We start from the raw sequence: 19,658 nt of genomic DNA, 5'->3' as shown, positions 1-19,658 counted from the left end.
GGTGGCGTGATTAGAGGAGAGATAACATGAAGAAACTCATTCTTGCGTCGGTCTCGGCGCTTGCCTTGCTTGGCGTTGCGGCCTGCAGCGATAGCGGCACCGACAACACTACGACGCAGAGCACTAACCCGCCGGCATCCGACCAGACGATGAAGCCGGCTGCTCCTGACGCTAACAAACCGGCCGAGCCGGCCCCGGCCCCCGCTCCTGCGCCGGCTGCCCCTGCGCAGTAATTGATGTGACAACCAAGAGAGGCCGGCCTCACACGCCGGCCTTTCTGCTGCTTACGATACCCGCGCCTTGCGGCCGAGTGCGCCGACGCTGGCGCCGAAACGACGACCCAAGGCGCCAATCGCTAGGCTCGCCGTTTGCGCGCCGAGGCTGCCGTCTGCGGATTTTCCATGGGTGAGCGCTAGCGCCAGCCGCCTCAGGCATTCCGCCAAATCGATTGGGCCAGCCCCTGCGGCACTGTCTTGGCTTGATAGCGATGGGCGGTTGGCCCTATGAAACCCTCATGTCGATTTGGGACCGCCTCGGCGACTTCGTCACACGCGTTTCATCTTCAGCGTCGTCAGGCGTCGCCGAAGTGGTCGAAGCCGTGCGCACGGTTTTCTCCGGCGATGCCGATCTGCGCCGGCGCGTCGCCTTCTCGGTGGCGATGATCGCGCTGTCGGCCAAGATGGCCAAGGCAGACGGCATCGTCACCCAAGACGAGGTGCGCGCCTTCCAGGAAATATTCGAGGTGCCGAAGGAACAGAGGCGCAATGTGGCGCGGCTCTACGATTTGGCCAAACGCGACATTGCCGGTTTCGAAACCTATGCCGAGCGGATGGCGCAGCTTTGCGGTTCGGGCCATTCGAATTGCCTGATGCTGGAGGACATACTCGACGGGCTGTTCCACATCGCCAAGGCCGACGGGCTGGTGCATGAGCGCGAGCGCCAATTCCTGCATCGCATCGCCGAGATCTTCCGCATCGATGAGGCGCACTACCAGAGCATCCTGGCGCGGCATGTCGATCTGGGCGCCGCCGATCCTTATGTTGTGCTCGGCATCGAGCGTGGGAAGCCGTTCGAGGAGGTCCGCAGGCGCTACCGCAAGTTGGTCTCCGACAATCATCCGGACCGGCTGATCGCACGCGGCCTGCCGCAGGAATTCATCAAGATCGCGACGACCAGGCTGGCGGCGATCAACGCGGCCTATGAGATGATCGAGCGAGGCCTGCGGCACGCATGAGCGGCTTTCCGCCCGACGAGCCGAGCGCCGAGGTTAGGGTATCGCCGAATTTCGGACCGCGGCGCGGCACGCTTAGACCCGATATGATCGTGCTGCACTACACCGGCATGGCGACCGGCGCCGGCGCCGAGGCATGGTTGTGCGATCCGGCAAGCGAGGTCTCGTCGCACTATCTGGTCCATGAGGACGGCCGCATTGTTCAGATGGTAAGGGAAAGCGATCGCGCCTGGCATGCCGGCAAGAGCTCGTGGTTCGGACAGAGCGACATCAACTCCTGTTCGATCGGCATCGAGATCGTCAATCCGGGGCATACTCTCGGCTATCGCAATTTTCCAAAACCGCAGATCGACGCGGTGATCGGCCTGTGCGTCGGCATTGTCGAGCGCCATTCCATTCTGGCGCAGCGGGTGCTCGCCCATTCCGACGTGGCACCGGGGCGCAAGGTCGATCCGGGCGAGAAATTTCCATGGAAAGCCTTGTTTGCCGCCGGTGTCGGCCATGTTGTGCCGGCAGCACCGATCCGGCGCGGCGCCGTACTGAAGCCAGATGATACCGGCGCCGAGGTCGAGGCGCTGCAGTCGATGCTGTCGCTCTATGGTTATGGCGTCGAGATCACCGGCGCTTTCGACCGGCAGACCGAAATCGTGGTCGAGGCATTTCAGCGGCATTTCCGGCAGCGCCTGGTCGATGGCATGGCTGACGGATCGACGATCCGCACGCTGGAAAGGCTGCTCGCTTCCGCAAGGATAGCCTCTCTCAAATAATCTTTTCCCAGATTAAAAGTTACAATCTGTTACCTAAAGTGACTTGCGCCGCCTTCTTTGGCGCCAATTCCGTCGTCAAAGGCGATCCGTACAGATTGTCGGATCTCTATCCCCCAGATGTTCCGATGTTGATTGAGGGTATCTGCGCGAAGTTCTTTGTGCAGATCAAACAGAACAGGATCACATGCAGAAATTGACCGTTTTAACGGCAGCCATTGCTGCCGGCGTAATGACTTTTGCCTTCAGCGCGGCGAACAGCGCGCCGCTGAGCCAGCGGGTCGATCAAGGCTTCAGTGCCGCAGCCGGCAAAACCGCCATGCCGAAAGGTGGTGCAAAAGTAGAGAAGACCACCACCGCAAAAGTGGAAAAAGCGGCCGCGGTAAGAACGAAAAAGCCAGTCTCCGCGAAAAGGCCAACCGCTGCGAGAAAGACAATCTCCAAACAGCATGTGAAGCGTAATCGCAAACGCATCGACCGTATGGCAACAGCGTCAGTCGCTCCGAAGAGCAGGCCAGCGCCCCAGGCGGCGGTTGTCGGCGGCAGCGGACAGTATTCGGCGATCATTGCGCGATATGCCGCCAGCTACGGCGTGCCGGTATCGCTCGCCAATGCCGTCATCAAGATCGAGAGCAACTACCAGCCGAACCAGGTCGGCAGCGCCGGCGAGATCGGCCTGATGCAGATCAAGCCGGCGACGGCAAGAATGATGGGCTATAGCGGTTCGGTTCAGGGTCTCTACGATCCCGATACCAACATCAAATACGGCATGAAGTACCTTGCCATGGCGCGGGATCTCGGCGGCGGCACGACCTGCGGCACGATCCTGAAATACAATGCCGGCCACGGCGCCACACGGATGAACCCGGTGTCCGCAGCCTATTGCGGCAAGGTCAAGGTGCAACTGGCAGCACTTGGAGCGCCCGCCTGACAAGCGATAACTTGCTTTTTCGTTTGCGTTTTCGGGCCTGAACCCCTTTATACGCCTTGCCAGCTGGCCGGGCGGCCGCACCCGCGAAGCCGAAAGGCTGCGGGTGAGGAAAGTCCGGGCTCCATGGAGACACGGTGCCGGTTAATGGCCGGCGGGGGCGACCCCAGGGAAAGTGCCACAGAAAGCAAACCGCCACGATCTAATCGTGGCAAGGGTGAAAGGGTGGGGTAAGAGCCCACCGCGCGACTGGCAACAGGAGCGGCACGGTAAACCCCACCGGGAGCAAGACCGAATAGGGGCGGTGCGAGGGGAAACCCTCGAGGGCTGTTTCCGGCTCACCGTCCGGGTAGGTTGCGTGAGGCGCATGGCAACATGCGCCCAAGATGAATGGCCGCCACGTTCTCGCCCCGTAAGGGGCGAGGGCCATACAGAACCCGGCTTACAGGCCAGCTGGCAGTTTCCCCGATAAAAGGAAATCTCCTGATATCAGCAGGTTACGTCTTCGGGCGCAGCCGTTGATTCACTTTTCGACCCGCAATCGAGCGCGACATTCCTTGAAAATGGTGCGATTAAATCGTACCAGTTGATGACGATATTCAGGAGCGCGTCATGGGACAGGTCGATAAACGCAGCATCACGCTGTCGCCGGAGTTGGCCGCGGCAGTCGACGACGTGGTCGCCGCCGGCGAATATGCCTCGGCGAGCGAGGTGATCCGCGACGCACTGAGGCAATGGAAGGACAGGCGCGACCTGCTCGGCTACACGGTCGAGGAATTGCGCAAGATGGCGCAGGAGGGGATCGACAGCGGACCGGCGCTGGACGGGCCGCCAATCATGGAACGGCTGCGCGCCAAATATCTGAAAATGGCCGAGGCCAAAGGCCTTGAGGAGTGAAATATCGCCTGCTTCCTCAGGCATTGATCGACCTCGAAGCCATCGTCGACTACATTGCCGAACAGAATCCAAATGCGGCGGTTCGCCTCGTGGATCTCTTGCAAAGGCGGTGGATTTGCTGACCCTGCATCCCTTCTCAGGTGCACCGCGCGAAGACATTGCGCCCGGCATCCGTCACCTGATCGTCGGCGAATACCTCACTTTGTATCGTGTCCGCGAAGAGGCGATCGAAATCGTTCGCGTTCTCCACGGCCGGCGCAAGATCGACGCCGGCGATCTGAATTCGTAGTCGCGCTGCTCAGGTGCCGATGCGGTCTAGCGACGTCTCGATCGCCTGCCAAAGCTCTTCCACCGGCTCGCAGCCGACCGACAGGCGAACGAAGCCGGGCGGAACGGCATCTCCCCTTTTTGATCGCCGTTCGGCCGACGTGTGTACGCCGCCGAACGATGTCGCTGCCTGCATCAACGCGCAGCTGTTGATGAAATCCTCGGCCTTGTCCTCCGAGGCGAGCACGAACGAAATGAGAAATCCGAAGCGCTCCATCTGGGCGCGGGCAAGATTGTGCGATGGGTCGCTCTCCAGTCCCGGAAAGCGCAAGCCGCTGATCGCGCGATGGTTTTTCAGCCGTCGCGCTATCATTTCGGCGGAAGCGCACATGCGGTCGAAGCGCACGTCCAGCGTTTCGAGGCCGCGATGCACCAGCCATGCCTCGAACGGCCCGGGGATGGCGCCCGACGTCTCGCGCCAGTCCGTCACCCTCGAGATGATGTCCGCGTCGCGGCTGGCGACATGGCCGAATAGCACATCGGAATGGCCGTTTGGCGCCTTGGTGTCGGCGGCAATGACGATATCGGCGCCGAGATCGAGCGGGCGCTGGCCGAAAGGCGTCATCGTCGTGTTGTCGACCACAAGCACCGCACCCGCTTTGTGCACAGCTCCGGCGACGGCTGCGATGTCGCATATATCCAGCCCTGGGTTGGCGGGCGTTTCGACGAAGGCAAGCCGATAGCCGTCGAAGCCGCCGTCGAGGAAGCTCGATGTCGGCCGGACATCATAAGCGACGCCGAAGGACTTCAGGAAGCGCTCTGCCAGCGCTCTCGTGGTGTGATAGCCGTCGGACGGCAGCAGGATACGGTCGCCGGCTTTGAGCAGGCCGAAAAATACCGCCGAGATGGCAGCCATCCCCGAGGGAAAGGCGACGCATGGGGCGTCTTCCAAATGCGCCAGCATGTGCTCGACCGCATCCCAGGTCGGATTGCTGAAGCGGCCATATTGATCGAAGCCGGTGGCGTCGCCGGGCGCATGAAAGATGGCGGCCATGGTCAGGGGCAAGGGGATCGGCTCGCCCTTGGCCAGCCCGCCGCGGCGCAGATGGGGAAGTGCTGCGGCGCGTGACTTGGCTGTTTCGGACATGATTTCAAACCTCGTTACTGACCGGAAAAGGAGATGCCGAGGCTATGCGCGGCAGCGATCCGCAGCAAGTCGGCTCCGGTTGGGCCACACGGCTCTAAACGCTTCGTTAGGCTTAATAGACGATAAAGACGGGAGTGCCGTCAAAGCTGCTCTCCCCAGTCGTGGCAGGCGCGTTTTGAAGACTGTTCCCGTTGACGCCCATAACACCCCATGATATCCCATTCCGATACTCAAGCCTTCGTTCCGTGTCAGGGTGAAGCGTACGCCAATCGGGCAGCCGCGGCGGCTGCGCGTTTGCCTGCGTTCGCCCGTCATAACGAAGTGGGTTTTGGACGCCGACCGGGCTGGGGCGGCGCGGACAGGAAGATGCAGAGGGGTGCGGCGGCGCAAGCGGTCGTAACGCGTAATGGACCGGTTTCTGTCGAGCGCGGTGAACAGGATCGATGCGAAGGGACGGGTGTCCGTGCCGGCGCATTTCCGTGCCGTTGTGCAGAAACGCGGCTATTCGGAACTTTATGCGCTACGCTGCCTGGATCGCCCGGCGATGGATGTCGGTGGGCTCGACCTGCTCGATCGCTACGAGCAGCGCATCGCCCAGGAAGACCCGTTCCTGCAGACGGCGGACGACATGTCGTTCTTCTGCCATGGCGATGGAACGTTTCTGAAGCTCGACCAGGACGGCCGTATCACGATGAGCGATTTCATTCGCGAGCATACCGGCATTTCAGCGGAAGTGGCCTTCGTTGGCCGCGGCAATTTCTTTCAGATCTGGGAGCCCGGACGGCTCAGTGCCTATGGGACGGAGGCACGCGCCCGGCTTTTGCAGCTTCGGCAGGGGACGAAGGCCGGGGAGCGGCCGGAATGATGGCGGGCGACGGCGATGAAGTTCATGCCGCTGGCGGACCAGCCCGCCACATTCCGGTCCTCCTTGCCGAAGTTCTGGAGGCGCTGGCGCCGACAAAAGGCGAGGTGATCGTCGACGGCACGTTCGGTGCTGGCGGCTACACGAAGGCCATTCTGGCAAGCGGAGCCTCGGTCGTCGCCATCGACCGCGATCCGGATGCGATCGCGGCGGGGCGGACCCTTGAACAGCAGTCCGGCGGCAGGCTCAGGCTTGTCCAGGCACCGTTCTCAACGCTCGACGAGCAGGTTGAAAGTGCCGATGGCGTCGTGCTCGACATCGGCATCTCCTCCATGCAGATCGACCAGCCGGAGCGCGGCTTTTCATTCCGCGCCGATGGACCGCTCGACATGCGCATGGCGCAGGCGGGCCTGAGCGCCGCCGACGTCGTCAACACTTTCAAGGTGGGCGATCTTGCCCGCATCTTCGGTTTTCTCGGCGAAGAACGCCATGCTGGGCGCATCGCCCGTATGATCGAGAGCCGTCGCGAAAAACGCCCCTTTGAGCGCACGCTCGACCTTGCCGATGCCATCGAGACGCATATCGGCCGCGCGCCGAAAGACAAGATCCATCCAGCCACCCGGGTTTTCCAGGCGCTGCGCATCTTCGTCAACGACGAGCTCGGCGAACTGGCAAAGGCGCTGTTTGCCGCCGAGCGCGTGCTGAAACCGGGCGGGCGGCTTGCCGTGGTGACCTTCCATTCGTTGGAGGACCGCATGGTCAAGCGCTTCATCGCCGACAGAGCTGATTCAGCGACCGGATCGCGGCACCTGCCCGAGGCGCAGGCGCGCACCGCCACCTTCACCAAGAAGGGCAGCGGCGTGACGCCTGGCGATGCCGAGATTTCGGCCAATCCGCGGGCGCGCTCGGCAAGGCTGCGCGCTGCGATCCGTACAGAGGCGCCGGCGCGCGCTGGTGATTTTTCGATTTTCGGCCTGCCAAAACTGCCTGGCCCAAAGCTTCCCGGTGCCGATCGACCGGGAGAGAGGTGAACACGTGTTTCGTACCAGCGACATAGTCCTGATCGCCGTCATGGTTTCGGCGGCTGCCTTGACCTACAAGACCAAGCGCGAGGCCGAGGAGCAACTGGCGGCAGTGCACAAGATCCAGGCGCAGATCCGTTATGAAGAGGACACGATCGACCTGCTCAAGGCGGACTGGAGCCTGCTTACCCAGCCGTCGCGCCTGCAGAAGCTCACCGAAATCTACAAATCGCAACTCGGACTCGAGCCGGTCAATGCGCGCCAGATCGTCGGGCTGGACGATCTGCCGGCCAAACCCGTCAACATCGAGGACCTTTCATCGCAGCGGCTGGGCGGCATGGCTGATATTGGCGGCAAGGATCCGGTGGTGACCGGAGGCATCGTCCAATGATCACCGGATTTCCAATGGCCGCCAGATTTCCACAGGTTGGCAGGCTGCTGAAGCGCGGTTCGAAGCCCGGCGCGGGCGGATCGATCGTGGTCGAAGGTGCCCGCAAGGCAACCGGTGGCAAGGGCAGGACCCGCATTGTCATGACGATGGCGGTGTTCTTCGGTATCTATTCGACCATTGCCGGGCGGCTGGTCTATCTGGGTTTCCAGAACCCCGACCTGTCGGGCGGGCCGCAGAGCCGGGTGACGGCATCGCGGCCCGACATCGTCGACCGTAACGGCGAAGTGCTGGCGACCGACATCAAGACGGCGTCGCTGTTTGCCGAACCGCGCCGCATCGTCGATGCCGACGAGGCGATCGAAAAGCTGTCGACGGTGCTTCCCGAGATCGACTACGAGCAGACATACAACAAGCTGAAGAGCGGCGCCGGCTTCGTCTGGCTGCAGCGGCAACTGACGCCGAAGCAGCAGGCCGATATCATGCAGCTCGGCATCCCCGGCTTCGGCTTCCGCACCGAAAAGCGCCGGTTCTATCCGGCCGGCGAAACCTCGTCCTACATTGTCGGCCTCACCAACATCGACAATCAGGGCATCTCCGGCATGGAGAAATACATCGACGAACAGGGCTTGAGCGATCTTCAGGCGTCGGGCCTGGCGGTGGCCAAGGATTTGAAGCCGGTCCAGCTCTCGATCGATCTGCGCGTCCAGCATATCGTACGTGACGAGGTCGCCACCGGCATGGAAAAGTACCATGCGATCGCGGCGGGTGCCGTCGTGCTCAACGTCAAGACCGGTGAGGTGCTGGCGATGGCGTCGGTTCCAGATTTCGATCCGAACAACCCCTATAACGCGCAGGACAAGGACCGGCTCAACCGTATGTCCGCCGGCCTGTACGAAATGGGGTCGACCTTCAAGAGCTTCACCACCGCCATGGCGCTCGATTCCGGCAAGATAACGCTGCAAAGCCGCTTCGACGCATCGCGCCCGATCAGGATCGGCCATCAGACCATCCATGATTTCCATGGCAAGGGCCGGGTGCTGTCGGTGCCGGAAGTGTTCATCTACTCATCCAATATCGGCTCTGCCAAGGAAGCCGAAGCGGTTGGCATCGACGGACACCGCGAATTCCTGCATCGCCTGGGAATCCTCGAGAAGATGCAGACCGAACTGCCGGAAGTCGCCCGGCCGACCGAGCCCAAGGTCTGGAAGCAGGTCAATTCGATTACCATCGCCTTCGGCCACGGCGTGTCGACGACCCCGCTGCAGACGGCGGTCGGCTGCGCCGCGCTGATGAATGGCGGCTATCTGATGGACCCGACCTTCCTGCCGCGCACCCAGGAGCAGGCGATGGCGGTGGCCAAGAAAGTGGTCAGCGACAAGACCGTCGAGGGCATGCGCTATCTCTATGCCCTCAATGCCGAAAAGGGATCCGGCCGCAATGCCCGGGTGCCAGGATACCGGGTGGGCGGCAAGACGGGAACGGCGGAGAAGGTCGTCAACGGCCGCTACTCGAAGGAAAAGAATTTCAACGCTTTCGTTGCGGCTTTCCCAATGGACGATCCGCAATACATAGTGCTTACGATCGCCGACGAACCGAAGCCGGAAAAGCCCGGCATGGGTGCCACGGCTGCCTCGAATGCGGGCATCATGGCTGCAAACATCATCCGACGTGCGGCTTCCATGCTTGGCGTGAAGCCAGATTTCAGCCATGAAAATGGTGCAACGCTGGTTTCCTATCAGTGATTCTTGGGGCGCGCCGGCAACTGCGCGCTATTTTGTTGCGATGAACGGGGTTCGATGAAGCTGAAAAATCTAGCCGGTATCCTGCCTGTCGAGGGGACAGCTTCCTTCGACATGGAGGTTACAGGGATTTCGTCGGACTCCCGCCAGGTAACACCGGGTGTTGTCTTTTTCGCGCTCACCGGCTCCAAGGCGGATGGCGCAGCCTATGCCGCCGATGCCGCGAGCCGCGGCGCTGCCGCGATTGTTGTCGGCAAGGGCAGTGCGGTCGCCGGGCTGCCAGTTCCGGTTCTTGTCGTAGACGATCCGCGCCTTGCGCTGGCGCTGAGTGCTGCCCGTATTTTCGGCAAGCAACCGCAAACCATGGTCGCGGTGACCGGCACCAGCGGCAAGACCTCCGTCGCCGCATTCACCCGACAGATATGGGAGCAGGCGGGTTTGGTCGCCGCTTCGATCGGCACGACCGGCGTGGTGGCGCCGGGCCGCAATGAATATGGCTCGCTGACCACGCCGGATCCGGTGGCACTGCACAGGCTGCTCAAGGAGTTGGCGGAGGCCGGCGTCACCCACGCCTCGATGGAAGCGTCCAGCCATGGCCTCGACCAGCGCCGGCTCGATGGCGTCAGGCTTGCGGCCGGCGGCTTCACCAATCTCGGCCGCGACCATATGGACTATCATCCGACGGTCGAGGACTATCATCGCGCCAAATTGCGTCTGTTCGATGCGCTGCTGCCGAAGGGCGCGCCGGCCGTCATCTTTGCCGACGACCCGTGGTCGGAGCCGACAATCAAGGCGGCGCGGGCAGCGGGACTGAACGTGCTGACGGTCGGCCGCCACGGCGATTTCCTGCGGCTGAAGCGGGTCGAGCACGAGCGCCACCGCCAACGCGCCGAGGTCGAAGTTGACGGCGTTCTCCATGAAGTCGACCTGCCGTTGGCGGGCGACTTCCAGATCGCCAATGCGCTGGTGTCGGCGGGCCTCGCCATTTCGACTGGAACATCCGTTGCCAAGGCGTTGATGGCGCTAGAGAAATTGAAGGGTGCGCCGGGGCGGCTCGACCTCGTTGGGACGGCCGCCAATGGCGCACCGGTCTATGTCGACTACGCGCACAAGCCGGACGCGCTGGAAAACGTGCTGGCTTCGGTGCGTCCCTTTACCACCGGCCGCGTCATCGTCGTATTCGGTTGCGGCGGCGACCGTGACCGGGGCAAGCGGCCGATCATGGGCGAGATCGCCACAAGGCTGGCCGATGTCGTCATCGTCACCGACGACAATCCCCGCTCGGAAGTTCCCGAGACGATCCGCGCCGCGATCCTGGAGGCCGCACCTGGCGCCATCGAGATCGGCGACCGGCGCAAGGCCATCCACGAGGCAGTCGGGATGCTTCACGCTGGCGACACGCTGATCGTGGCCGGCAAGGGCCATGAGGAAGGCCAGACCATCGGCACTGAGACGCTGCATTTTTCCGATCATGAGGAAGTTCGCTCGGCGCTCAGGGAGCAAGCGGCGTGAGCTATCTGTGGACCTCCGAGGCGCTGGTTGCCGCCATGGATGGCCGGCCGCTCGGTCCGATGCCTGAAGGCATCGCCGGCATTTCCATCGACAGCCGCAGCCTGCAGCCGGGAGACGCCTTCTTCGCCATCAAGGGCGAGGTGATGGACGGCCATGATTTCGTCACCGCCGCCATCAAGGCGGGCGCCGGCGTGCTTGTCGTCGCCGAGGGCAAGCTGCCGTCGCTGGGGCGGCTGACGGCACCGATGATCGTCGTGGAGGACGTGCTCGTCGCGCTGGAAAAGCTCGGCGTTGCGGCGCGCGCACGCTCGAAGGCGAGGGTGATTGCCGTGACCGGTTCGGCGGGCAAAACCACCACCAAGGAAGCACTGCGCCACGCTCTGTCCGCGGTCGGTACGGTGCATGCATCGGCTCAGTCGTTCAACAATCATTGGGGCGTGCCGCTGACACTGGCGCGCATGCCGCAGGATTGCGACTATGCCGTCTTCGAGATCGGCATGAACCATCCGGACGAGATCCGGCCCCTCGTCAAAATGGTCCGGCCGCATGTCGCCATCATTACGCTGATCGCGGCCGCTCATCTCGGCTTCTTCCGCAACCTGGACGAGATCGCCAAGGCCAAGGCAGAGGTTTTCGAGGGACTGGAGCCCGGTGGCGCCGCCCTTCTCAACCGCGACGACCAGCGCTGGAAGCTGCTGGAGAAGATGGCGAAAGAAGCGGGCGTCGAGCATGTCTACGGGTTCGGCGAGAATGCACGGGCGACCTTCAAACTGATCAAATGCGAGCTCAATGCCGATCACTCCGTGATAGCCGCCAAGATTGGCGGACACGAGATTGTCGCCAGGATCGGCGCGCCGGGCCGCCATATGGTGCAGAATGTGCTGGCCGTGCTGGGTGCCGCGCATCTGGTCGGCGCCGACGTCACCAGGGTTGCGCAGGCGCTGGCCGATCTTTCGCCCGAACGCGGACGCGGCAAACGCTATGTGTTGCGCCATCCCAAGGGGCCGATCACACTGATCGACGAGAGCTACAACGCCAATCCGGCGTCGATGACCGCTGCAATGGCACTGCTCAACACCACACCGGTGTCGGGCGAGGGCAGGCGCATTGCCGTGCTTGGCGACATGCTCGAGCTCGGCAGCCATTCGGCGAAATTGCATGCCGCGCTTGCCGACCTGATCGTCGGCACCGATACGCGCACGGTTTTCCTCGGCGGCCCGGAAATGCGGGCGCTGGCCGACGTGCTGCCGGGCGAGATCAAGACGGAATACCGCGCCGGCGCGGAAGATCTGAAACCGGTGCTTCTGTCGGAATTGAAGCCCGGCGACGTGGTCATGATCAAATCGTCGAAGGGCATAGGCTTTTCAAAGCTGGTCGAGGCGTTGCTCGGCAAGTTTCCGGCGGAAGCCACAACCAGCAGACAGACCTAGGATCGGTCCGGGGGACGCAAGCGCATGCTAACACTGCTCGTCGAATTTGCGGACAAGATCTCGGTCTTCAACGTCTTCCGCTACATAACTTTCCGCACCGGCGGAGCGCTGATCACAGCGGCGCTGATCGTGTTCATCTTCGGACCGACCATCATCAATTCGCTGAGGCTGCGGCAAGGCAAGGGCCAGCCGATCCGCGCCGACGGGCCGCAGACGCATTTCAAGAAGGCGGGAACGCCGACAATGGGCGGACTGATGATCCTGTCCGGCATCGTCGGTTCGTCGCTGCTGTGGGCGAACCTGTCGAGCATCTACGTCTGGGTGGTGCTGCTGGTGACGCTGGGGTTCGGCTCGATCGGCTTCTACGACGATTATCTCAAGGTGACGAAGCAATCGCATCTCGGCTTTTCCGGCAAGGCGCGGCTCGGGCTCGAATTCGTCATTGCCGGCATCGCCGCCTGGGTGATCATGCATAACGGCCAGGTGCCGTTCTCGTCATCGTTGACATTCCCTTTCGCCAAGGAGTTTCTCGTCAATCTCGGCTGGTTTTTCATCCCGTTCTCGTGCTTCGTCATCGTCGGCGCCGGCAATGCGGTGAACCTGACCGACGGCCTCGACGGGCTGGCGATCGTGCCGATCATGATCGCGGCGGCGTCCTTCGGCGTCATCGCCTATCTCTCCGGCAATGCCGTGTTCGCTGAATATCTGCAGATCCATTTCGTTCCCGGCACCGGTGAGCTTGCCGTGGTCCTCGGAGCGGTGATCGGTGCCGGTCTCGGTTTCCTGTGGTTCAATGCGCCGCCGGCGGCAATCTTCATGGGCGATACCGGCTCGCTGGCGCTGGGTGGGCTGATCGGCACGGTCGCGGTGGCGACCAAGCACGAGATCGTGCTGGTCATCGTCGGCGGCCTGTTCGTCGTCGAGATATTCTCGGTCATCATCCAGGTCGGCTATTTCAAGATGACCGGCAAGCGCGTCTTTCTGATGGCGCCGATCCACCATCATTTCGAAAAGCTCGGCTGGACCGAAAGCCAGGTGGTGATCCGCTTCTGGATTATCGCCGTCATTCTGGCGCTGGTCGGGCTGTCGACCCTGAAGCTCAGATAGGAGGCCGCTTGATCCCCGCCGCATCCTTTTCAGGCAAGCGCGTTTCGCTCTTCGGGCTCGGCGGCTCGGGGATTGCCACGGCGCGCGCGCTGATCGAGGGCGGCGCGGACGTCCTCGCCTGGGACGACAATCCCGACAGCGTTGCCAAGGCCGGCGCGGTCGGCATCGCCACCGCAGACCTGCGCGGCGCGGACTGGGCGAGGTTTTCCGCCTTCGTGCTGTCGCCCGGCGTGCCGCTGACGCATCCCAAGCCACACTGGACCGTCGAGCTCGCGCGGGGCTCAGGCGTGGAGATCATCGGCGATATCGAGCTTTTCTGCCGCGAGCGGACGGCGCGGGCGCCGGCAGCAGCCTTCATCGCCATCACCGGCACCAACGGCAAGTCGACGACCACGGCATTGACGGCGCACATCCTCAAATCGGCCGGGCGCGACACGCAGATGGGCGGCAATATCGGCCGCGCGGTGATGACGCTCGATCCGCCGCAGCCCGAGCGGCACTATGTGGTTGAGTGCTCGTCCTATCAGATCGATCTTGCCCCTTCGATCAATCCGACGGCCGGCATCCTGCTCAACCTGACGCCGGACCATCTCGATCGCCATGGCACGATGCAACACTACGCCTCGATCAAGGAGCGGCTGGTGGCCGGCAGCGAGACGGCAATCATCGGTGTCGACGATTCCTGGTGCGCCCAGATCGCCGACCGGCTGGAGCGAGCGGGCCGGCAGATCATTCGCATCTCCAAGCGCCTGCCGCTGACCGACGGCTATTTCGCCGAAGGCACCAACCTGATGGAAGCCGTGCACGGCCGCTACAGCCGGGTCGCCTTTCTCGAAGGCATCGGCTCGTTGCGCGGCCAGCACAACGCGCAGAATGCGCTGGCCGCCGCCGCCGCCTGCCTCAAGGTCGGGCTCGAGCTCGGCGAGATCCAATCCGGACTGGAGAGTTTCCCGGGGCTGGCGCACCGCATGGAGCAGGTCGGCCGCAAAGGGCATGTGCTGTTCGTCAACGATTCCAAGGCGACCAATGCCGATGCCGCGGCACCGGCGCTGTCGAGCTTTGCGCGTATCTACTGGATTGCCGGAGGTCTGCCGAAAGAGGGTGGCATCGAGCCGTTGCGCGGCTTCTTCCCGCGTATCGCCAAGGCCTATCTGATCGGCGAAGCCGCACCGGCCTTTTCGGCGACGCTGGGCGAAGCGGTGCCCTACGAGATATCAGGCACGTTGGCTGCGGCGGTCGAACACGCCGCCCGCGATGCGGCCAAGGATAGTAGCGGCGAGGCGGTGGTGCTGCTGTCGCCGGCCTGCGCCAGTTTCGACCAGTTCAAGAATTTCGAAGTCCGCGGTGAGGTGTTCAGGCAAGCCGCAACCGCCATTGATGGCGTGAAGCCCATCGGAGGGACACGATAATGCAAAGCCGTCTCGACAAAAGCCCCGTGGCGACCTGGTGGTGGACGATCGATCGCTGGTTCCTGGCGGCGTTCCTGTCGCTGATGGGCCTCGGCATCGTTTTGTCCTTCGCCGCAAGCCCGGCGGTGGCCGAACGCATCGGACTAGACAGTTTCCACTTCGCCACACGCCAGATCATCTTCACCATTCCGGCACTTGGAGTGATGCTTGCCGTCTCGTTCCTTGAATCCAGGCAGATCCGGCGCATGGCGCTGGTCATGCTGTGCATCACGCTGTTTTTGATGGTGGCGGTGCTCTATATCGGCGTCGAGGTGAAAGGCGCGCGGCGCTGGGTATCGCTTGCCGGCCTGTCGATACAGCCGTCCGAGTTCCTGAAACCGGGCTTCGTCATCATCTGCGCCTGGCTGTTCGCCGAGCACAAGCGCCAGCCCGACATTCCGGGCAATCTGTTCGCCATGTTGCTGCTTGCGCTGGTCATCTCGCTGCTAGTGGCGCAGCCTGACCTGGGGCAGACCATGCTGGTGCTCGGCACCTGGGGGGTGATGTTCTTCATGGCCGGGCTGCCGTGGCTGTGGATCGTCGCGCTGGGTGCTGCCGGCGTCGGCGGCGTGTTCGCCGCCTATGCGGTGTTCCCGCACGTTGCCGGCCGCATCGACCGCTTCATGACCGGCGAGGGCGACACGTTCCAGGTCGACATGGGCCGCGAGGCGCTGATCAATGGCGGCTGGTTCGGCGTCGGGCCGGGCGAGGGCACCGTCAAGCGGGTCATCCCCGACAGCCATGCCGATTTCGTCTTCTCGGTCGCTGGCGAGGAATTCGGGCTGATCATGTGTTTCTTCATCATGTCCATCTTCGGCTTCATCGTGCTGCGCGGCCTCAACACGGCACTCAAGGAGCAGGACGATTTCACGCGCTACGCGGTTGGCGGCCTGGTCACCGTCTTCGGCCTGCAGTCGGTCATCAACATGGCCGTCAATCTGCAACTGATGCCGGCCAAGGGCATGACGCTGCCGTTCATCTCCTATGGCGGTTCCTCCCAGATCGCGATCGCCATCTCGATGGGCATGGTGCTGGCGCTGACGCGCAAGCGCCCGGAAAAGCGCAAGCAGCTGGGCTTCATGCCGTCGCCGCGTGCGATGCCGGCGGAGTGAGATGGCGAAGGGGGTCATCCTTCTAGCTGCTGGCGGAACGGGCGGACATCTGTTCCCGGCCGAGGCGCTGGCACATGAGCTCAAGGCGCGCGGCTGGGCGGTACATCTGGCCACCGACGACCGCGCCGAGCGCTTTGCCGGGCAGTTCCCGGCGACCGCCATCCATCCGATCCAGTCGGCGACGATGGGCTCGAAGAATCCTTTTGCCATGCTCGCCGCGTTTTGGAAAATCTGGCGCGGGGTGCGGCAGGCGTCGGCCGTCATCGCCAGCATCAAGCCCGCCATCGTGGTCGGCTTCGGCGGCTATCCGACACTGCCGCCGCTTTACGCGGCGACCCGGCGCAAGGTGCCGACGCTGATCCACGAGCAGAATGCGGTGATGGGCCGCGCCAATCGGGCGCTCGCCGGCCGCGTCGACGCCGTTGCCGGCGGGTTCCTGCCGGAAGACATCAGTGCCACTGGCGCCAAGACGGTGACCACCGGCAATCCGGTCAGGCCGCAAGTGTTGGAAGCAGCGAATACACCCTATGCTGCATCGGCCGGCGAAGAGCCGTTCCGGTTTCTGGTGTTTGGCGGCAGCCAGGGCGCGCAGTTCTTTTCCGATGCGGTGCCGGCGGCGATCGCCCGGTTTTCCGATGCACAGCGTAGGCGACTGGCGATCACGCAGCAGGCCCGCGCCGACGATGTGGCGCGGGTGGAAGCCGCCTATGCCGCGCTTGGCATCGAGGCCGAGGTGTCGCCCTTCTTCACCGACATGGCGGCGCGGCTCGCGGCGGCGCATCTGGTGATGTCGCGCTCCGGCGCGTCGACCGTATCGGAAATCGCGGTGATCGGCAGGCCGGCGCTGCTGGTGCCTTATCCGCACGCGCTCGACCACGACCAGGCGGCGAATGCGGCCGCCCTTGCCGCAGCGGGTGGCGCCGAGGTGCATCCGCAATCCACGCTTTCGGCGGAGCGGATCGCTGCGCTTGTCGGCGGGCTAATGGATGATCCAGGCAGGGCGGCGACAATGGCTGCGGCGGCGAAATCGTCCGGTAAACCGGATGCCGCGCGGTTGCTCGCCGATCTGACAGAGGCTATTGCGTCCAGGAAATCCGTTTCGGAATTCAGGAAGGAGACGCATTGATGAAGATGCCACAGACGATCGGCCTCGTGCATTTCATCGGCATTGGCGGCATCGGCATGAGCGGCATCGCCGAGGTGCTGCACAATCTCGGCTACAAGGTGCAGGGATCCGATCAGGCCGACAGCGCCAATGTGCAGCGGCTGCGCGACAAGGGCATCGAATGCTTCGTCGGCCACCAGGCCGAGAACCTCGGCGAGGCCGAAGTGGTCGTCGTCTCCACCGCAATCAAGAAATCCAACCCGGAGCTGAAGGCGGCGAGAGAGAAGTTGCTGCCGATCGTGCGGCGCGCCGAAATGCTAGCCGAGCTGATGCGCTTCCGGCAGGCGGTCGCGATCGGCGGCACGCACGGCAAGACAACGACGACTTCGATGGTGGCGACGCTACTCGATGCCGGCGGGCTCGACCCGACGGTGATCAATGGCGGCATCATCAATGCCTATGGCACCAACGCCCGCATGGGCGACGGCGAATGGATGGTGGTCGAGGCCGACGAGAGCGACGGCACCTTCCTCAAGCTGCCGGCCGAGATTGCCGTCGTCACCAATATCGACCCCGAGCACCTCGACCATTACGGCTCCTTCGATAAAGTGCGCGAGGCGTTTCGCCAGTTCGTCGAGAATGTGCCGTTCTACGGCTTCGGCGTGATGTGCACCGACCATCCCGAGGTGCAGGCGCTGGTCGGCCGCATCGAGGACCGGCGCGTCATCACCTATGGCGAAAATGCGCAGGCCGACGTGCGCTTCACCAATCACCGCATGGACGGCCCAACCTCGGAATTCGACGTGGTGATCCGCGACCGCAAGACGCACGGCCAGATAACGATTGCCGGTCTGCGGCTGCCGATGCCCGGACGCCACAACGTTTCCAATGCGACGGCGGCGATTGCCGTCGCGCATGAGCTCGGCCTTTCGGCCGAGGCGATCAAGAAGGGCCTGTCGTCCTTCGCCGGCGTCAAGCGGCGCTTCACCCATACCGGTTCGTGGAACGGTGTCGATGTGTTCGACGATTACGGTCATCATCCGGTCGAGATCACGGCGGTACTGAAGGCGGCGCGCAGCGCCACCAAGGGCCGCATCATCGCCGTTACCCAACCGCATCGCTTCACTCGGCTGCGCGATCTGTTCGACGAGTTTTCCGTCTGCTTCAACGACGCCGATACGGTAATGGTGGCGCCCGTCTATGCGGCCGGCGAGGAACCGATCGACGGCGTTACGTCCGACGCACTGGTGTCGCGCATCCGCTCCGGCGGCCATCGCGACGCACGCTACATCGAAGGTCCGGCGGCGATTGCGCCGATCGTGCGCGAGGTGGCGAAGCCGGGCGATTTCGTCGTCTTCCTCGGCGCTGGCAACATCACCCAATGGGCCTATGCGCTGCCCAAAGAACTCGGCGGGACTATCTCATGATGCGCGGCCAGGCGTTGATCGACAAGCTTGGCGACCGGTTTGCCGGACTGCGCGGCCGCATCACGCCCAATGCCGAGATGGACAAGATCACCTGGTTTCGAGCCGGCGGGCTCGCGGAGGCATTGTTCCAGCCGGCCGACGAGGACGATCTTGCCGCGTTCCTGAAGGCGGTGCCCGAGGAAATACCGCTGACCATCGTCGGCGTCGGCTCAAACCTGCTTGTCCGTGACGGCGGCATTGCGGGCTTCGTCATCCGGCTTTCGGCCAAAGGCTTTGGCGAGACCGAAGTGATAGCGCCGACCACGATCAAGGCGGGGGCCGCGACACCCGACAAGCGCGTTGCGGCCGTTGCCTACGAGGCCGGCATCGGCGGCTTTCATTTCTACCACGGCATTCCCGGCGCCATCGGCGGAGCGCTGAGGATGAACGCCGGCGCCAACGGTGTCGAGACGCGCGAGCGCGTGGTCGAGGTGCGGGCGCTCGACCGCAAGGGCAATGTGCATGTGCTGAGCAACGCCGACATGGGCTATGCCTATCGCCATTCAGCTGCGCCGTCCGGGCTGATCTTCACGTCGGCGCTGTTCGAAGGCGTTCCGGAGGACAAGGCGGCGATCAAGGCCGCGATGGATGCTGTCCAGAACCATCGCGAGACCGTGCAGCCGATCCGCGAAAAGACCGGTGGCTCGACCTTCAAGAATCCCGAGGGCACCTCGGCCTGGAAGGAAATCGACAAGGCCGGCTGCCGCGGCCTGATGGTCGGCGGGGCACAGATGTCGCCGATGCATTGCAACTTCATGATCAACACCGGGACCGCCACAGGCTACGAGCTTGAATATCTCGGTGAGACGGTGCGTGCGCGCGTGCTCGAAAGATCGGGCATCCGGCTGCAGTGGGAGATCAAGCGCATCGGCAATTTTCGGCCGGGCCATGCCGTCCAGGAATTTCTCGGGCAGCTGCTTTAGCGCAAGCCGAAGACCGTTGCCTCCGGACCTCATGAATTCACATTTTGCTGCCGTTTTTGCGGAAAGTGAATCCATCGGAATCGTAAGCACTTGCCAGCGAATCAACTCTCTGATTCTCTGCCCTGAAGCGTTTCCTGATTTGAGTCGTTTCGACGCGTTACTCGCGTTTCCGTCTGGGGGGCAACCTGCCGGGAGACTCGGACTCAATGTTGCGGAAACACGGGAGCAAAGCTGCTCGGCGTATTTGAGTGCGCGCGATGCTTTTCGGGCCATGCACGATGGTGCAGGCCTGCTGTGAGAGGAAATG

General features: G+C 63.2%; 18 protein-coding genes, 1 other RNA gene and 1 pseudogene. 19 read left to right on the top strand and 1 reads right to left on the bottom strand.

The window, feature by feature from the left end; translation table 11 throughout:
- The first annotated feature begins 26 nt into the window (after positions 1–26).
- The 7 genes and pseudogenes from NKH01_RS15920 (at position 27) to NKH01_RS15890 (ending at position 4,109) form a co-directional block, all read left to right on the top strand.
- The gene (locus NKH01_RS15920) at positions 27–233 is read left to right on the top strand and encodes a hypothetical protein (RefSeq protein WP_023721215.1); all 207 of its coding nucleotides are present in this window, start codon (positions 27–29) and stop codon (positions 231–233) included.
- A gap of 281 nt (positions 234–514) precedes the next feature.
- Positions 515–1,234, top strand: a complete 720-nt coding sequence (locus NKH01_RS15915; protein WP_023721214.1) for a J domain-containing protein — start codon at positions 515–517, stop codon at positions 1,232–1,234.
- Positions 1,231–1,998, top strand: a complete 768-nt coding sequence (locus tag NKH01_RS15910; RefSeq protein ID WP_352844526.1) for an N-acetylmuramoyl-L-alanine amidase — start codon at positions 1,231–1,233, stop codon at positions 1,996–1,998. Before NKH01_RS15915 ends, NKH01_RS15910 begins: the two co-directional genes overlap by 4 nt.
- A 184-nt stretch (positions 1,999–2,182) precedes the next feature.
- Positions 2,183–2,926 carry a lytic transglycosylase domain-containing protein gene (locus tag NKH01_RS15905; RefSeq protein WP_352788566.1) on the top strand — a complete coding sequence of 248 codons (744 nt, stop codon included), beginning with the start codon at positions 2,183–2,185 and terminating at the stop codon, positions 2,924–2,926.
- A 59-nt stretch (positions 2,927–2,985) separates the two neighbouring features.
- Positions 2,986–3,384: RNase P RNA component class A (gene rnpB / locus NKH01_RS15900), an RNA gene on the top strand.
- A gap of 151 nt (positions 3,385–3,535) precedes the next feature.
- On the top strand, positions 3,536–3,820 hold the full coding sequence (locus NKH01_RS15895) for a type II toxin-antitoxin system ParD family antitoxin (RefSeq protein ID WP_352481543.1): 285 nt from the start codon (positions 3,536–3,538) through the stop codon (positions 3,818–3,820).
- Positions 3,817–4,109 (top strand): annotated as a pseudogene (locus NKH01_RS15890) (type II toxin-antitoxin system RelE/ParE family toxin). The gene NKH01_RS15895 and the pseudogene NKH01_RS15890 overlap by 4 nt, the downstream one beginning before the upstream one ends.
- Positions 4,110–4,118: 9 nt before the next feature.
- On the opposite strand, the gene NKH01_RS15885 reads toward NKH01_RS15890, so the two are convergent.
- A complete protein-coding gene (locus tag NKH01_RS15885) occupies positions 4,119–5,234 on the bottom strand; it encodes a cystathionine gamma-lyase (RefSeq protein WP_353021052.1) in 1,116 nt (371 codons plus the stop codon).
- A gap of 406 nt (positions 5,235–5,640) precedes the next feature.
- Between NKH01_RS15885 and mraZ the strand changes: the two genes are divergently transcribed.
- From mraZ to murB, 12 genes are read left to right on the top strand one after another with little or no spacing between them, the layout of a single operon-like run.
- Positions 5,641–6,099, top strand: a complete 459-nt coding sequence (mraZ, locus tag NKH01_RS15880) for a division/cell wall cluster transcriptional repressor MraZ (protein ID WP_353021050.1) — start codon at positions 5,641–5,643, stop codon at positions 6,097–6,099.
- Positions 6,096–7,127 (top strand): 16S rRNA (cytosine(1402)-N(4))-methyltransferase RsmH, encoded by a 1,032-nt coding sequence (gene rsmH, locus NKH01_RS15875; RefSeq protein ID WP_353021048.1) that lies wholly within the window; start codon positions 6,096–6,098, stop codon positions 7,125–7,127. Before mraZ ends, rsmH begins: the two co-directional genes overlap by 4 nt.
- Positions 7,128–7,131: 4 nt before the next feature.
- Positions 7,132–7,509 (top strand): cell division protein FtsL, encoded by a 378-nt coding sequence (gene ftsL / locus NKH01_RS15870; RefSeq protein WP_023676771.1) that lies wholly within the window; start codon positions 7,132–7,134, stop codon positions 7,507–7,509.
- A 14-nt stretch (positions 7,510–7,523) separates the two neighbouring features.
- Positions 7,524–9,251: a peptidoglycan D,D-transpeptidase FtsI family protein gene (locus tag NKH01_RS15865; protein ID WP_352481539.1), complete on the top strand. Its 1,728-nt coding sequence runs from the start codon at positions 7,524–7,526 to the stop codon at positions 9,249–9,251.
- A gap of 54 nt (positions 9,252–9,305) precedes the next feature.
- Positions 9,306–10,760 carry a UDP-N-acetylmuramoyl-L-alanyl-D-glutamate--2,6-diaminopimelate ligase gene (locus tag NKH01_RS15860; RefSeq protein WP_023721206.1) on the top strand — a complete coding sequence of 485 codons (1,455 nt, stop codon included), beginning with the start codon at positions 9,306–9,308 and terminating at the stop codon, positions 10,758–10,760.
- Positions 10,757–12,190: a UDP-N-acetylmuramoylalanyl-D-glutamyl-2,6-diaminopimelate--D-alanyl-D-alanine ligase gene (locus tag NKH01_RS15855; RefSeq protein WP_023721205.1), complete on the top strand. Its 1,434-nt coding sequence runs from the start codon at positions 10,757–10,759 to the stop codon at positions 12,188–12,190. Before NKH01_RS15860 ends, NKH01_RS15855 begins: the two co-directional genes overlap by 4 nt.
- Before the next feature lie 24 nt (positions 12,191–12,214).
- A complete protein-coding gene (gene mraY, locus NKH01_RS15850) occupies positions 12,215–13,297 on the top strand; it encodes a phospho-N-acetylmuramoyl-pentapeptide-transferase (protein ID WP_023721204.1) in 1,083 nt (360 codons plus the stop codon).
- An 8-nt stretch (positions 13,298–13,305) separates the two neighbouring features.
- Positions 13,306–14,706 (top strand): UDP-N-acetylmuramoyl-L-alanine--D-glutamate ligase, encoded by a 1,401-nt coding sequence (gene murD, locus NKH01_RS15845; RefSeq protein WP_353021044.1) that lies wholly within the window; start codon positions 13,306–13,308, stop codon positions 14,704–14,706.
- Positions 14,706–15,857, top strand: a complete 1,152-nt coding sequence (ftsW, locus tag NKH01_RS15840) for a putative lipid II flippase FtsW (RefSeq protein WP_023721202.1) — start codon at positions 14,706–14,708, stop codon at positions 15,855–15,857. Before murD ends, ftsW begins: the two co-directional genes overlap by 1 nt.
- Position 15,858: 1 nt before the next feature.
- A complete protein-coding gene (gene murG, locus NKH01_RS15835) occupies positions 15,859–16,983 on the top strand; it encodes an undecaprenyldiphospho-muramoylpentapeptide beta-N-acetylglucosaminyltransferase (RefSeq protein WP_023721201.1) in 1,125 nt (374 codons plus the stop codon).
- Positions 16,983–18,389: a UDP-N-acetylmuramate--L-alanine ligase gene (murC, locus tag NKH01_RS15830; protein ID WP_023721200.1), complete on the top strand. Its 1,407-nt coding sequence runs from the start codon at positions 16,983–16,985 to the stop codon at positions 18,387–18,389. The genes murG and murC overlap by 1 nt, the downstream gene beginning before the upstream one ends.
- Entirely contained in the window at positions 18,386–19,351 is a 966-nt protein-coding gene (murB, locus tag NKH01_RS15825; RefSeq protein WP_353021040.1) for a UDP-N-acetylmuramate dehydrogenase, read from the top strand. The genes murC and murB overlap by 4 nt, the downstream gene beginning before the upstream one ends.
- The last annotated feature ends 307 nt before the right edge of the window (positions 19,352–19,658 follow it).

It is taken from the genome of Mesorhizobium sp. M1403 (assembly GCF_040317695.1).
Classification (GTDB): domain Bacteria; phylum Pseudomonadota; class Alphaproteobacteria; order Rhizobiales; family Rhizobiaceae; genus Mesorhizobium.
This window is presented reverse-complemented; position numbering and strand designations above follow the sequence as displayed.

Bases quoted from the DNA above. Each gene is read 5' to 3' on its own strand.
- NKH01_RS15885 (WP_353021052.1), bottom strand. From the start codon at position 5,234: ATGTCCGAAACAGCCAAGTCACGCGCCGCAGCACTTCCCCATCTGCGC.
- rsmH (WP_353021048.1), top strand. From the start codon at position 6,096: ATGATGGCGGGCGACGGCGATGAAGTTCATGCCGCTGGCGGACCAGCC.
- NKH01_RS15860 (WP_023721206.1), top strand. From the start codon at position 9,306: ATGAAGCTGAAAAATCTAGCCGGTATCCTGCCTGTCGAGGGGACAGCT.
- NKH01_RS15905 (WP_352788566.1), top strand. From the start codon at position 2,183: ATGCAGAAATTGACCGTTTTAACGGCAGCCATTGCTGCCGGCGTAATG.
- mraY (WP_023721204.1), top strand. From the start codon at position 12,215: ATGCTAACACTGCTCGTCGAATTTGCGGACAAGATCTCGGTCTTCAAC.
- murC (WP_023721200.1), top strand. From the start codon at position 16,983: ATGAAGATGCCACAGACGATCGGCCTCGTGCATTTCATCGGCATTGGC.
- NKH01_RS15915 (WP_023721214.1), top strand. From the start codon at position 515: ATGTCGATTTGGGACCGCCTCGGCGACTTCGTCACACGCGTTTCATCT.
- mraZ (WP_353021050.1), top strand. From the start codon at position 5,641: ATGGACCGGTTTCTGTCGAGCGCGGTGAACAGGATCGATGCGAAGGGA.
- murG (WP_023721201.1), top strand. From the start codon at position 15,859: ATGGCGAAGGGGGTCATCCTTCTAGCTGCTGGCGGAACGGGCGGACAT.
- NKH01_RS15895 (WP_352481543.1), top strand. From the start codon at position 3,536: ATGGGACAGGTCGATAAACGCAGCATCACGCTGTCGCCGGAGTTGGCC.
- ftsW (WP_023721202.1), top strand. From the start codon at position 14,706: ATGCAAAGCCGTCTCGACAAAAGCCCCGTGGCGACCTGGTGGTGGACG.
- NKH01_RS15910 (WP_352844526.1), top strand. From the start codon at position 1,231: ATGAGCGGCTTTCCGCCCGACGAGCCGAGCGCCGAGGTTAGGGTATCG.
- NKH01_RS15865 (WP_352481539.1), top strand. From the start codon at position 7,524: ATGGCCGCCAGATTTCCACAGGTTGGCAGGCTGCTGAAGCGCGGTTCG.
- NKH01_RS15920 (WP_023721215.1), top strand. From the start codon at position 27: ATGAAGAAACTCATTCTTGCGTCGGTCTCGGCGCTTGCCTTGCTTGGC.
- murB (WP_353021040.1), top strand. From the start codon at position 18,386: ATGATGCGCGGCCAGGCGTTGATCGACAAGCTTGGCGACCGGTTTGCC.